Source organism: Ureibacillus chungkukjangi, assembly GCF_044795995.1.
Classification (GTDB): domain Bacteria; phylum Bacillota; class Bacilli; order Bacillales_A; family Planococcaceae; genus Ureibacillus; species Ureibacillus chungkukjangi.
This window is the reverse complement of the sequence record NZ_CP085010.1, coordinates 254,727-268,757: the sequence shown is the minus strand read 5'-3', so window position 1 is coordinate 268,757 and position 14,031 is coordinate 254,727. Positions and strand designations below refer to the sequence as shown.

Here is a 14,031-nt window from a genome sequence, read left to right as displayed (position 1 = left end):
GGTTTACCAACATCAGCAAAGCTTATGAAATTGTATTTAATAAATCGACTGTAAGAGGTCCTTTAATTAAATCGTATAACTCATGCTCCGATAACGGTTTAAATTTAATTCTAAACTGATCGGGTTTTATCAATTGATAATCCTCGATAGCGATACTTTTTGCCTTCATCTCTTCAAGTGCTTCTATAATGGCAGCAATGTTTTCTTTTTTGTTCCTCGTTTTAAAGCGTACTTTGTGTGCAAAAAAGATATATTCATAAACATTTTCCATAATAGCACCATTGGAGTGAAATTCGACTCTCTCATTTTGCAGGGCATAAATCAGTATTTTAGCTAATGGGGAATCAAAATTTTCAATAACATCACTATACATTGATACAGTGCGTCTTTGTATAATATCTTCCACTATAAGTCTGTTAATAGATATATCCGCAGTCCAGCTTGTAGAGTTTATCCTAACATCATCAAAAAGTCCGAAAGTAATAGATTTATCTTTACTGTATCGTGTAAACCTTAAATGCGCTAAATTATGAAGTCGCTTCGCAACTATTTCATAGTTTTTCTTAGATTTAGACTTAAAAACTTTTGCAACAATCTGTCCAATTTCAACAATGATCACTTTTCTAGCAAAGTTTTTATCCCGTCTAGACATTACATAATTATAAATTTCTTCATCTACTGGATCTGGAAGATTAATATAATTGTTTTTGGATGTAATCTCAGCATCTGACCTAATAAAAAATTGAAAATCATCATCATTTTCATCTATAGCTTTATATTCATAATTTGTAGGGTGATACATCTTACCATCAATATTAACGACTTCATCTTTTATTGTCGTTCTTTCTAATTTAATTCCAAAACTAGGGGTATCAATTAATGAAAGTGGTCGTTCAATCACTGAACCATCGACTTTGCCGTTATAGCGCTCCACAGCTAATAAAGCAAGGATATATGTTATTTCTAATTCAAAAGCGGATAGTTTCACTTTTAGTGTTTTAGATTTGAAGTAAGGATAGTCTATTAACGATTGAGCAATATCATCTTTCCATTTTTCTAGAAAAATGATTTTATTATCAATAATTTCTTCGGGATGTTTCGCGCCACTAAACGTAGTTGAGAACGTATCCGCATCTACCATGTCGTAATGACTTTTAAATAAGAGATATTCAGCATATAGCTCTTTTGGCTTCTTTGCTTTGGCTTCTCTCAATTCTTTTAGCGCGGAATTCAACCAACGTTGTTTCATTTGATTTCTAGTTGCTTTACTTCTTCTTAAGTAATTATAAATATCCTCATTTGCCATTTTCTCTTCATAAATAGTTTGCAAGATTTCCTTTTTACTTTGTGACGGATAAAGCTCATCTAGTAGATCATCGTTTAGATTTTTTAATAAAGGAGATTCCCATACTTCGTTATTTAATTTCCAAAGTATTACCGGTTGTATCGTATCCAATTAATCTCGCTCCCTTCAAACCCGTTCATAGTGATTACTGATTAAAATAGTAACATATATTTTATTTTGCTACAGTAAATCTTTGAAAAGGGGAGGAATTAAAACAATAAAACATTTGGCAAGAAGCTGTTAAAAACGTAATTTGTTTATGAATTACAATAGAACGCCCGAAATTAAAAAAACCAAAATTTTTCAATCAGGGAACTTTTGGATTTTCTAATGCGTATTAATAATAATCAGATATTTCGAGAAAAATCTAAAGATTTCGAGGTGAAAAGTGATTACACATAAAAAAAGTGTTATGATTGTGGTTTTTACAAATATATTGGTCGCTTGTTTGAGTCAGATTCTTTATTATTCATTTTTTGAAGATATGGTGGATGGAGCAATTTTTCAATTTGTCATTCATCCTTTGCTTATCGTCATTATCAATATCTTCATGGGGTTCAAATTTAAAATAAAGTTTTACCAATATTCGTTGTCAGCGTATTTAGGATTTTTTCTATCTATTGTTACTAGTACAGTAATAGTGTTGTTCATAAATAAGCCTGAAGAGTTACCGCCGGGTGAAACGCTATTACATGCTGATGTATTGTATAGTCTATTCGTTTCATTGGTACAAACTATTATATTACTTTTACTAAATCTAATTATTTATGGAATTTATATTGTAAAAAAGGTTGTTAGATAGTCAATAAATAAGCCTTGTTATGTTAGAAAGCAGAAAACAAATAAAATCCTAGGTAAATTTGAAAAATTGCTTTCATAAAACATTCAAGGGAGAGAAAAAATTATGGCATTATTTCCAGAAGATACAAATAATTTTGATTATGAAGGTAATGGGTATTGGTGTTACAACAACATAACTGCGGGAGAAGTTACAGGTGCTCGTATCTGTATTAAACAAAATCGAGCGATTGCGGTTTCACTAGAACATGGTAATACGCTTGGAAAATGTGCGAATTCACTTAGTAGCTGTTACAGTGTAGCGGTCAAAGCTCGTAGTCTTTACGCAGGTGCATTGGGTCAAAACTTCCCTGTTTCAGCTAAAGCAATGGCTTGGGAGATCTGGTTACATGCAGCACCTGAGGCGTTAGATAAAATAATTAATAACAAGGTTGTTCGAGTTATTATTGGTACAACGCTTGCAGGGAAAATCGCTTCTGCTGTCTCTGCAATTGTAGCTAGTCACACAGATTATGCAGATATTGGTGTTTCTGATAAACTCCGAAGTTTTGACAGTGCATTTGAACAAGCATATGATTTAATCTACTAATAGAAAAAACAGGGAAGCCGAACAACGGTTATCCCTGTTTTTCATGTAAGAACTTTACTAATAGGTATAATACCTTTAAAAGGAAGAACTCTTAACAGAAAAAATTCTTGCAATATTTGGATAAAGGGAATATTTTAGATATAAAAGGTTTGATAATGATGACTAAGAGAAAATATCCTTTAGAAGCATTCCCTTTATCAGTTAAAAATTACACCAATTTAAAAAACCGCATAAGAAATGTCCTAACTTCCCTTAATTGTTTGAGTTTAGAAGAAGAAGAAAGGCTAATTTTTCAACAAAGAGGAATTATGTATCCGGATTCTTGGTTAAAGGAGGGGATAAGTGGTCAAATATGGCGATGGACACAAATCTACGGAAAACGTCAGAAAAAAGGGATTGAATACTGGTCAGATAAGGCGTTAGTAGATTATGAAGAAAGAATCAAAAATGGAGAAAATATAAAAAATATATACAATGAAGATCATGCCGTCCCACGAAATAAATTGATAAGTGAATTGCTAAGTTTTTCAAAAGAGGATCTTACTGAAGAAAAACTTTGGGATTATTTTGTCAGTTACAATGTGGGTGTTCATTTGCTTAGCGAAGAACATAAGAACTTGCTACATAAAAATGATATGCCACCTTCTTTTAATACAACAAGGAATGTATGGAGTCGATATGAGCAAGAGAATTTTAATATTGTACGCATTACTTGGCAAGGGAAACAAATTATTCATAAGGAAGAAATGGATAAACATGACCCAAGCTACCGCCCATCTATTATCCCCTACTACAATGAGTGTAAGAACATTATTAAGGATTTATAAATAAAAGAAGCAATTCTATTTTTTACACTACTCACTATAACAACATTAAATTTAAACCCACAGATTATGAGGGTTTAGTAAAAATGTGCTTAAACCTAAAAATAAACCGATAGCACATATTATGCCATCGGATTACTTTTAGATTATCAATGTGAATGCTCTAAAACAAATAGGCCACGTGGTTCTGAGAATTTTATATTTTTTAAGAGTTTGATAGTGAGCTCATACAAATGTTGCCTTAAATCATCTCGATGTTGAGGACTTGTTTGCAACAGAGCATATTCAATTATAGGTTTAATCTTTTCCAGAATTTCGATTTTTTCTTCTGTTCCAAAGTCATACTTTTCTGTTTTAATATCTAGCATATTTTGACCGATCCTTTCCTTCTTGTTACTATCTTACTTAACTCTACTAACGTTATCCGATAGAACATCAATAGATTCTCTTAACTTGTCAATTTTCCCCTCAAAACGCACTAATAAATAAATTGTAATTGCCACCGGGAAACCGAAAATTCCTATAATCTGCACAAATTCAAAGCCATCTATCAACTCATCACCTCCTTTAATTTATTAATAGCTTTTCTATGTACCTTTGAGACCGCTTGTTGGGTTACGCTCATGTGCCTTGCGATTTCCTTTTCACTTAATTCTCGTATGTACAATAGGTAGAGTATTTTTCTTTGCTTAGAAGTTAGATTAATAACCGCTTGATATAACTTAATATCTTCGAAAGTTTCCTCTAACTTTGTATTCCATAATTCATCATAAATACGTTCGCTTTCTGCATCGATTAACATATCGATTAGTTTTTTGCCATCTTCTTCAGTTTGATCAATTGGAGTATTTTGTTTTTCATTATTTCGTATTTTTTGGTCAAATTTCTTAGCTTCAAAATTTATAGCTTTTTTTAAATAAGAACGGACTATGAGCTGTCTTTCGTATTTTTTATATGCTTCATTTAATTCAACTGCGTTTCTTACATTAGGTTCGTACAGATATTTCAAATATAAAAAGTTATTTTTTTCGTTCTTTAAAAATCTAATATAATTGTGATTATTTACAACATTTTTATCAATTTTCATACATTGACCCCTCTCGAAATCCGACAATATAGAACGTATGTTCTTTTTTTGGATTAAAAAAAATGGCTTACATATATATAAGGAATTTATTTACAAAGTTATACAACCTTTTATTTACATATAATATATTATTTTTTTACTATTAGAAAGACTTGTATTTTATATAATATAATAGTAAATTGTTTTGAAATATAATAATTCTACCTTTATTTTCATGGGACTATTTGCTATACTATCAATGTATTCTTTTTGATTTTTTTATTTGCAGACCTTCCTTATAGGTTTTGCGGTTATTTTACTACTAACAGCCTGTGAGGTTGAATTTTCAATTGAACTGATAATTTATTTTATTAGTTCTCTATGACAATTCCCTCATGGGCTTTTTTTGTTGTAAAAAACGCAGGAGGAATACGAGTTTAAAACAAATAGGAGGCAACTATGACGAATGAATCTAAGTATCCAAAGGTCGTATGGATTGGAGATGATCCAAACGTACACCCGTCACAACATTATAAACTTGCATGGTTAGACAATATTGTCTATGCAAGTTCAGAGGAAGAGGCAGTTACACTGTTACGACAATTAATCGGTTATCCCAAAAAGGTACCTGTATTAATTTAGTAAACGGATGTGCTGCTTTTTTATTACAAAAAATAGGAGGATTTCAACATGACAACAGCAACACCAGAGGTACAAGAGGAAAAGACACTAAACATGGAGATTGAGGATTGTCCTAAGATGCTACAAGTTTATTCAGAACACGCTTATCATGAGGTGTTTTGCTACGCTTTAGCATATGAAAAGTTACCGAATAAACGTGAATATGATGTCGATAAGCTATTAATGACTTTGATAAGTGGTTCAGACTCTGCTATCCAATCCATTAAAGCTGCTATTGATATGGGTTCACAAGGCTTACGCTTTGGTTACGGTACCAAAGGGCTTACCTCTTACGAATTCACCGGGGAATTATCGTTAGGTGCTGAAAAAGGTAAATACGATAAAATTCCAATGCCGATTAATCGTAATCGAAAGGCGATTGCTCTTATTCACGAAGATATTACAAGTACTGCAAAGTATGTTCTATCTTTTGAAGGGAATCCAGCTCATGAAATTGCGAACTTATTAGGCGGTGCACAGTATGGCTTACACATCTTAAAAGAGTGGGAAGAGACTGTGTTCGATGAATTAATCCGCTTAGGTTATTTAGTGAAACATGAAATCTATAAGGATAATAACCTTTTCCCATTACTTGAAATGTATTCAATTGATTTAACAGAGGAACAAGCCGATCAATTTATAAGCGATTTAATCAAAAGTGGACGAATTAAATTCCCAGTGGCTGGAGATGGAAGTGGAGTAGCAGCCATAGATGATTTACCAAAATATTTAATGGACCATTCCAACGATATGGTTCAAAAGGTAACTTCTTTAGCGATACCGACACATGATCCATTACAAGATAAACCACTAGAACACTTTAACTCGTATAAGCGTGAGTTATTCCCAGTACAATCACATGTTGCTACAGCAATCGCAAAAAGACTAACGACTCAAAAATCCATTATTTTACAAGGTGAGATGTCGGTGGGAAAAAGCGTAATAATGGCAGCAGTTGCAGATGGTTATGCCCACTTGAAAAAGATGAAGGGGTATTTTTCGGTATTAATTTGTCCTCCTTCACTAACAGCGAAGTAGTCAAATGAAATTAAAATGCTGATGCCAGATGCAGAAGTAATTGTTGTGAATAAAACAGAAGATTTAATTCGCTATCACGTTGATTGGGTACGTGGGGGTAGAAAGAAACCTACCAAACCAGTTTATTTTGTAATTGCATTTACAACATTACGAAATGATGCTGCGATTCGTCCTGCTGTTGAATTTAATTATAAATACACAGATAGACAGAAAGAAGAACAAACAGAGCCTTATCGTAAAGGAATATATTGTCCTCATTGTGGAAAGCCACATCAAACAATAGAATCAACACGCGCTGAGATTCAAGATGATAAGGAAGTAGAAGTGCATTCAACACATAATATGACAGCTGAAGAATTTGGAACTAGTCGCCGTATTCATAGAGGAACAGCCTTACCACCAAATGCCTTTTGTTATTACTGTAAAGAAAGCCTATGGACTAGAAAAGTTGAACGTCGTTATAAGAATTTTGCAGAATGGGTGCAACATGAAAAACGATTATTGCCAGCCATTGTAGCAAAAGATCAAGTAGCGATTCGTCAAATCCAAGAAGAACAACCTCGATACCCTACTTCCACAAGTATGCCAAGACGAGTTGCAGCGATTGAATATATTCGGCGCAAGATGAAATTCGATTTTTGCATAGTGGATGAAGTGCATGAACTTAAGGGTGGTATGACTGCTCAGGGAAATGCTTTGGGATCTATAGTCAGTTCTGCAAAAAAAATATTGGCTGGTACGGGTACTCTTTTCGGGGGAAAGGCCGAAGATATATTCTATTTATCTTTTAGACTATTTTCTAAGGACATGCACGAAGCAGGTTACGAATATGGTGAAATCACAAAATTTAATGAGGAATTTGGGAATATAGAAGAAACACATTACGAACGAAAAGAGAATTCAGTTTACAGTAATAGTAATTCTCGTGGAGGACAAAGATCATCTCGGAAGAAAGTTGTTCCTGGTATCTCTTCATTCATCTTCGGAAAATTCTTACTGCACAATGTGGTAAATGTTCGACTGAAAGATGTTTGGCCTGATCCAGTTGAACTTGTGGACACACCTACTATATTTGTAGATATGACACCAGAACAGAAACAACATTATGACCAAATGATTAGTACATTTGAGCGGAAAATTGATAGTCGGGATGATGGATATAAGTTAATTACACAAATGCTAGATTATGGTATTGCTTATCCAGACAATCCATTCACGTTCCCAAACGCTTATTTGAAAAATGAAACAGGTGAAAGAGATTTAATTTGGTCTGCTACTCATATAGACGAAGACCAAACAACACCAAAAGAGGCTAAGCTTCAAGACATTGTTCAAAATGAGATGTCGGAGGGCAGGAAATCTATCGTGTACGTGCGTGATACTGGATCTACTGTCGCACAACGTGATGTTCGACCACGATTAAAACAAAAATTAGAGGAAATCGGTGCAAAAGTTTGTATTTTAGATACGACTACAACTGCTACCAATCGTCGTTCGGAATGGCTTGAAAAGAAAATGCTAGAGGAAGGATACGATGTTTGTATTGTTTCTCAAGAATTAGTGAAGGTTGGTTTAGACCTTTTATGTACACCAACTCTAATATACTATCAATTTTCTTGGAGTCTATTCACGATTAACCAGAGTAGTAGAAGAAGTTGGCGAATTGGTCAAACTCAAGAATGTAGACTCTTCTATTTAGCATACAAAGATTGTTACCAGCACTACATGGCAGATTTAATAGCTCGCAAAAATAAAGCGACCCAAGCTATAAACGGAGACGTTTCAAGCGAGGGAATCAGTGCGATGTTAGGCTCCGATTCAGGTGATCTTCAATCTATGTTAATTCAATCTATTAAGAATGGGGACAAGCCAGCTCTTGAAGGTTCAGCTGAGGAATGGATTAGCCAAACTTCCGACCGCGCACGTGAAATACTCACGAATATTGCAAAAGCGAAAGCACCTATCAAACCAGTTGTTCCAACAGGTAAGGATACAGAGGAAAAAGGAATTGTAACAGAGCATCATTCTTTTGAAGACGGTGAATTTATTTCAACGGAAGATGCTGCAGAACTGATTGACCTATTCAATGTAGTAGAGACAATCACAAATATTGTTACAGTAGCTGAACTACAAGAAAAACAAGCAAAATTGAAAAAACGTGGAAAGAAAAAGGCTAGCGTAAGTGATGACCAATTAACGTTTGATCTTTTTGCTATGTAAGAGGAAAAATACACGCTTATCTCCTTCTAGAAGGGGAAAGCGTGTTTAATAATTCAAAATTGGAGGATATAAAAATGTTATTCGAAGTTTTACTAGTAATTTCTGCAGTTATGACTATGATTTCCTTAGGTTTAGTAGTAAATCATGAAAGAAAAACGAACGATAGTGCAAGTCAAGATGTTGGTGTAGAAAACTGGGCTCTAACTCATGTAAAACAAGGGAATTTTATGACCTTAAATCATGAGGAAAACGTAAATGAAGTGAAAGTATCTTCTGTAGAGCAGGTTACTCCTACAATGAGCTACGAAAATGAAGCAGTGATTGACCCAGCTGTTGAGAATTTCTTTAATGATTTAACTATGATTTCAAATGAAAATAACTCGATTGAGAACAATCGAATGGTATCGGATTATCCTATGTTTGAGCCAGAAATGGTATCAGATGAAAGATACAACTACGAACCGGAAATGCTGTTCAGAACTGACTACTTAGAAGATACAGATAATGTTTCTTTCATATATGAAAATGAAATGTTTCCAGTTGATGAAAAGAGTGAAGTAACTAATGAAGTAAAGGAAGAAGAAGCATCTACTCTATCCATTGAAGAAATTCACTATGCATTAAGAGGACAAATAGATGAAGCAGCTTCAAAGTTAGAACCAGTCGTACCATTTAAGGAATATGAACCAACATTGCTTTCCACAGAGGATTGGTACAATACCGAAGCTGATTATACAGTCCGCATTGATCCATTATTAATGAATTTAGCAGATTGTAGAATTGCTGACGGTCAATTAGGCTACCAAACATGGACAGCTATGATTGTCGGCATGGAAAGTGAATACCTTCATATTGCAGATGGTACAGCACGTACTTGGATAAACGTGGAGAATTTTATGAACAAATCGTTTTATAACGGAGACGTCATTTTTATTGAAGTAGAGCGTCAACAAGATGGGTTGCATGTACAAACATTGAACATCTTACAACGTTCTTCTGATTCAGAAAGTGATTGTCTACATCAAGAAAACCAATTTTATAACGATGGGTACACATACGAGGAAGTAGAAATCTATGTATCTTAGTATTTAAAGCAAAAGTTCCGACTCTATAGGTAGTTTTATCTATATATTTTGTCGGGGCTTTCTTAAAGGGTAAATATCTTGAAAAAGATGAAGTAGTAAAATTGTATTACCTTTTAAGAAGGTCATTATGTATAAAATACTTAACATTATTGTCACTGATTAGGAGATTATAGTATTATAGAAAAAGCGCTTTCTTTATTTCTAGCTTATTTTTATGGTTTTTATCCGAAATATAGCAGTTATTTACTAAAATTGTAAATATATTGAAATAAAGTGTGAAATTTCTCAAACTATAAATCTAAATTGAAACTAATTTTATAGTCTTATATATAAATATTTATATATAATATACAATGGATTTATAAATACATATGACTGATACCAAATAACTAACTTTTGTAAAAGCGGAGGAACTTGAAATGTCATCTGAACTAGAAAAATATATAACGGTAAATAACGATATCCCTACTCAAGTTGAAATTGGTGGAAAACAATTAGATCAAGGTGTATCCACTAAATTTTTAAATGCTGTAGGTACGAAAGGATATGCAGATTCTTTTACAGATAGCTATAAAAAAGGTTTTGTTCGTGGTATTAATAGTGAATTGCATTCTTTAGTTAATCAAACGTTACTCAACATGGTTAAATATACATCAAAAGCTGTTCGTATTAAAAAGGACGATTACATTGTGAGTTGTACAATCAAGAGTAATATTGATCGAACCCAACTTAAATTAGAGGAACACTTAGATGTGGAATTAAACATCCCTTGTCATAAACAATCTTCACAACATAGCAATGAACCATTCAAAATCTTTAAGTCTACGATTCAAGTATTACTTCCGATTGCTGACTATATCGATGAATTAGAAGTTCATTCGAGTAATTATAAGATTGTGCGAGTAGTTGCACGTATGCATGTAAGTCGAGATGATTTAGATTATCTTTTTGAACAACCGTTTTTCGATATTGATATGCAAACAGAAAGACGTTGGATGAAGATTCTAGCTGGCCATGTATATGAGTTATCTCAAAAGAATCACTCAATCAAATTATCAATCCCTTGTGTTGATGGGAATTTGAAAAAACCAATTCCATTTGAAACTCGAGCTAAGCAGATTTTTTTTGATGGATATGAACCAGTAAATGTAAAAGTATACCGCGCGGATACTTAATAAGAAGTAAAGAAAGAAAGAAGGAAATATACTAGTGGAATTACAAGGTTTAAAGTTACTAAGTACAATGTTTTTACCGCCTAATGATCAAAATGTAGATGTGAACGAAAAAGGTGAAATCCTTACAAACTCAGGTACCTCTGGAGAAGAAGTAAGTAACTCGTTAATTGAACTCGGAAGCACTGGCGCCTTAAAAGCGATGGATTGGGGAGTGAATGCAATCACAATTGTGTTCATTGTTGGGGTTATCATGATGATTATGGCAATCATTTTTAAAGTCGGTCAATGGCAGAAGTTTGCCCAAACAACAATGCTTTGGTCCTTCATATCAATGTTGCTATTAAGAGCTATCCCAATAACAATCTTGTCTTTCCGTTCTGATGCAGATGTAGACCAAGCGTTTAGTGCGGCTCTAGCTGCACTATGTCAAGTTGCCATTTTTGTTGGAGTAACGGGAATACTTTTAAGTTTCTTATTTAGGTTCGGGTATAAATTAATTGAACACCCTGAATATCATAGATGGTCAAAAAATATACTTAATGTTTCAGTTATTATGATTTTCTTCGCATTAGTAGGACCGTTTTTATTCGGAATAATGTAAATTTGCTTTTTACTAACCTGTTGAATGATGCTATAATTATTCTTAGTAAAAAATATATACATATTTACAACTTAATATTTAAAGGGAATACCCCTCTAAAGAAAAGGTCAATTATTTAAAGAAATTGACTTCTTTTTTAGAGGGGTTTTTTATTTGGAGGATTTTATACATGGCAAGTTTGCTAATCCTAGCAGAAAACGATGAACTACTAGCAAGATGGAAAAACATTTTAAGTATTTCATCTACTCTTACAATAAGAGCAAAAAAATATGAAGAGTTTGACGTGACAAGGCTACATGATGAGGATGATACGAAATTGGTGTTCGTTGCTTCATATAGCTTGTTAAAAGCAGATATTTTAGAACTGTCTTCACACTTTAATGCTCTGGATATACCAATCGTTTGTACAGAGAATGAGATTACAAGAACTATCTCAAATGAAGAATTATTACAAAAAGGGATTTATGGAACGATAAATATCCATTTATCCGTACTGACAATTCGAGATGTACTAGACATGGTATTAAGAGGCGGAGTGTTTATCGAAAGAAAGTAGGGTGGTGTATACTTAATATAATATTATAAATATATTTACACCGCTTATTTTTTATATTATACTGTTCACAACAAATACCTGAAGAAAAAACAAAGGAGTTGGAACATTATGAAAACAAAAATCGCAATCATCGGTGGCAGCCAAAAACAAACATTCGAGAAAATTGGTAAAAAGAATAATTGTGAGATCTTATTCCACGGAGGAAAGGTACGAAATGGGGCAACTAGAAAAGAATTTTTACCAATCGTAAAAAAAGCGGATTGTGTTGTTGTGCTTTTAGGAGCAATTAGTCACATTACGATGAACACTGTCAAAGAGTTGTGTAAAGAAGAGGGAGTAAAAGTTATTTTCCAAAATGGATTTGGTGCAAGCTTAGCGATCCAATCTGGTTTGGAAGCAATTGCTCAGTCAGAGGTAATGGTTGCTGCTTAATTTTATAGAAAATTGGGGGATTGAAATTGCATTCAGCTATTTTATCGGATGGTCATTTAATAACTGCAAATCAGTATTATCCTGAGAAACATGGCGTGATTTTGTCTTGTATGGACCAGTCCTGCAAAGTACCTGTTCACTATGTCAAAGGAGATGCAACAAATACACCTCACTTTAAAACAAGTGGTAAAGGTGAATCCATACATAAGGAATCCTGTGGTTTTGCCAAAAAACTTTCTTTTAAAGAAACCGTATCAAAAGTTAGCGAATATCAAGAATCTATAAGTGAACAAGGGATTCGTGAGTTTCTTGTAAAGCTAAATATGGACAAGATCGATCCAGATTATGTACCAAAAGAAGCTCCAGTAAAAGATACTGAAAAAGAGAAGAAACCACCTAAAGAAATCGATGAAAAGTTACTAAAGGAAAAGTCAGAAGTAGCTTCATCATTATCTTCTTTAAAAAGCATTAAGAAGCTCTTCCAAAGCGTAAGTCCAGATTTGTTAGCAAGCATCATCATATCAATTAAAGGTAATCGTATTACTATTTCTAAACTGATATGCCATTACCAGGACGCACATCAACTTTTTTGGGAAGGTAATACATTTGATGTCCCTTACTTCGTTTATGGAATTGTCGAAAAGGTAACTAGACGCGAAAAGGTTTGGTATATCAATCTCTCATCCAAAGATTACTACTTTACTTTAGTCATTTTCGAAAAATATTTTAAGCACTTTACTTATCGAGATGAAGACTTATTAAACCAGGAAATTCTTGCTACTGGTTATTTACGAAAGAATGAGTTTCAAAAGGACAAACCATCGACGGAAATGGTTATTAAATCCGTTAAGTATATAGAGTTTTTATAAAGGAGGCTCTTCACATGAAAATTTTAGCTTTTTCTGATGCTCGGTCAACAATAGAACTTCCTGATGCTGCTGCAGATCTAGTCGTCTTGTTGGGTCACATCCCTAGTAAGCTGGTGAAACGAATTGATGAACAATATGATTGTATGAAAGTGGGCCTACTTAGTGATAAGTGTCACCCAACAGTTTACGAGGATACATCTATTGTAGACATCCACAAGAGAGTATTTACTTATGAAGGACTTCGTTTTGCAGGTTACGGTGGTGTTCCTCTATATAGAGAAGAGGAGTCAATCGGGCAATACTCAGAATCAGAGACAGAGTTTTTTGTTAAACAATTAGCGGTCAGTAACGTAGATGTTCTGCTTTCATATTCAAACTTAGCTTATGGGGATTTAACTGCAAGTCTTGCAAAAGACGGCTTTTTAGCATATAACCAGATTATTTTAGAAAACATGGTTTCTACAATAATCCATGGGCGATTGATGCAACCATTAGAACGAAAAATGGGTAACGTAAAAATTCACTCTGTTTATCCATTTGCAGAAATTCAAATTTAGTTAAAAGGAGAACAATCATATGAAACCAGCAGAATTATTAGAAGGTACCGTATTAAAAGAATGTGTTGGATGCGGTACTGATTTTGTTACAATTGCCGAATGCGCGGATGATGTCCAGTATTGCAGTGATACATGTAAAGAGTCACATTCATTATTCAACGAAACACAAGAATAGATGCAAAGAAAACTTAGCCA

At 33.6% G+C, this 14,031-nt stretch carries 17 protein-coding genes; 13 read left to right on the top strand and 4 right to left on the bottom strand.

The features are described 5' to 3' along the window. Positions 1–22: 22 nt before the first annotated feature. On the bottom strand, positions 23–1,456 hold the full coding sequence (locus LG296_RS20880; protein WP_107936522.1) for a hypothetical protein: 1,434 nt from the start codon (positions 1,454–1,456) through the stop codon (positions 23–25). 793 nt (positions 1,457–2,249) lie between these two features. On the opposite strand from LG296_RS20880, the gene LG296_RS20875 reads away from it, so the two are divergent. Further along, complete coding sequence (locus LG296_RS20875) at positions 2,250–2,732, top strand: hypothetical protein (RefSeq protein WP_107936518.1); 483 nt, start codon at positions 2,250–2,252, stop codon at positions 2,730–2,732. 116 nt (positions 2,733–2,848) lie between these two features. Next, positions 2,849–3,559 (top strand): hypothetical protein, encoded by a 711-nt coding sequence (locus LG296_RS20870; protein ID WP_107936516.1) that lies wholly within the window; start codon positions 2,849–2,851, stop codon positions 3,557–3,559. Between the two features lie 146 nt (positions 3,560–3,705). Here the strand turns inward: LG296_RS20870 and LG296_RS20865 are convergent, their stop codons facing one another. From LG296_RS20865 to LG296_RS20855, 3 genes are read right to left on the bottom strand one after another with little or no spacing between them, the layout of a single operon-like run. Next, on the bottom strand, positions 3,706–3,924 hold the full coding sequence (locus LG296_RS20865) for a hypothetical protein (protein ID WP_107936514.1): 219 nt from the start codon (positions 3,922–3,924) through the stop codon (positions 3,706–3,708). A gap of 33 nt (positions 3,925–3,957) precedes the next feature. After that, a complete protein-coding gene (locus LG296_RS20860) occupies positions 3,958–4,110 on the bottom strand; it encodes a YvrJ family protein (RefSeq protein ID WP_107936512.1) in 153 nt (50 codons plus the stop codon). Further along, a complete protein-coding gene (locus LG296_RS20855) occupies positions 4,107–4,643 on the bottom strand; it encodes a sigma-70 family RNA polymerase sigma factor (RefSeq protein WP_107936510.1) in 537 nt (178 codons plus the stop codon). The genes LG296_RS20860 and LG296_RS20855 overlap by 4 nt, the downstream gene beginning before the upstream one ends. 438 nt (positions 4,644–5,081) lie before the next feature. Between LG296_RS20855 and LG296_RS20850 the strand changes: the two genes are divergently transcribed. From LG296_RS20850 to LG296_RS20800, 11 genes are all read left to right on the top strand, one after another. After that, on the top strand, positions 5,082–5,264 hold the full coding sequence (locus tag LG296_RS20850) for a hypothetical protein (RefSeq protein WP_107936508.1): 183 nt from the start codon (positions 5,082–5,084) through the stop codon (positions 5,262–5,264). A 48-nt stretch (positions 5,265–5,312) separates the two neighbouring features. Beyond that, positions 5,313–6,341: a hypothetical protein gene (locus tag LG296_RS20845; protein ID WP_248283787.1), complete on the top strand. Its 1,029-nt coding sequence runs from the start codon at positions 5,313–5,315 to the stop codon at positions 6,339–6,341. Between the two features lie 21 nt (positions 6,342–6,362). After that, positions 6,363–8,561: a helicase-related protein gene (locus LG296_RS20840; protein WP_404428009.1), complete on the top strand. Its 2,199-nt coding sequence runs from the start codon at positions 6,363–6,365 to the stop codon at positions 8,559–8,561. A 74-nt stretch (positions 8,562–8,635) separates the two neighbouring features. Continuing rightward, positions 8,636–9,646 carry a hypothetical protein gene (locus LG296_RS20835; RefSeq protein WP_107936506.1) on the top strand — a complete coding sequence of 337 codons (1,011 nt, stop codon included), beginning with the start codon at positions 8,636–8,638 and terminating at the stop codon, positions 9,644–9,646. Between the two features lie 419 nt (positions 9,647–10,065). After that, positions 10,066–10,821, top strand: a complete 756-nt coding sequence (locus LG296_RS20830) for a hypothetical protein (protein WP_107936504.1) — start codon at positions 10,066–10,068, stop codon at positions 10,819–10,821. Positions 10,822–10,855: 34 nt separating this feature from the next. Continuing rightward, positions 10,856–11,422: a hypothetical protein gene (locus LG296_RS20825; protein ID WP_107936502.1), complete on the top strand. Its 567-nt coding sequence runs from the start codon at positions 10,856–10,858 to the stop codon at positions 11,420–11,422. A gap of 169 nt (positions 11,423–11,591) precedes the next feature. Then, positions 11,592–11,978, top strand: coding sequence for a hypothetical protein (locus LG296_RS20820; protein WP_107936500.1), 387 nt, complete (start codon positions 11,592–11,594; stop codon positions 11,976–11,978). Positions 11,979–12,086: 108 nt separating this feature from the next. Further along, positions 12,087–12,410 (top strand): DUF2325 domain-containing protein, encoded by a 324-nt coding sequence (locus LG296_RS20815; RefSeq protein WP_107936498.1) that lies wholly within the window; start codon positions 12,087–12,089, stop codon positions 12,408–12,410. Between the two features lie 26 nt (positions 12,411–12,436). Continuing rightward, positions 12,437–13,279: a hypothetical protein gene (locus LG296_RS20810; protein WP_107936496.1), complete on the top strand. Its 843-nt coding sequence runs from the start codon at positions 12,437–12,439 to the stop codon at positions 13,277–13,279. A gap of 14 nt (positions 13,280–13,293) precedes the next feature. Further along, entirely contained in the window at positions 13,294–13,836 is a 543-nt protein-coding gene (locus LG296_RS20805) for a hypothetical protein (RefSeq protein ID WP_107936494.1), read from the top strand. A 19-nt stretch (positions 13,837–13,855) separates the two neighbouring features. After that, positions 13,856–14,011, top strand: coding sequence for a hypothetical protein (locus tag LG296_RS20800; RefSeq protein ID WP_193768069.1), 156 nt, complete (start codon positions 13,856–13,858; stop codon positions 14,009–14,011). Positions 14,012–14,031 lie beyond the last annotated feature (20 nt).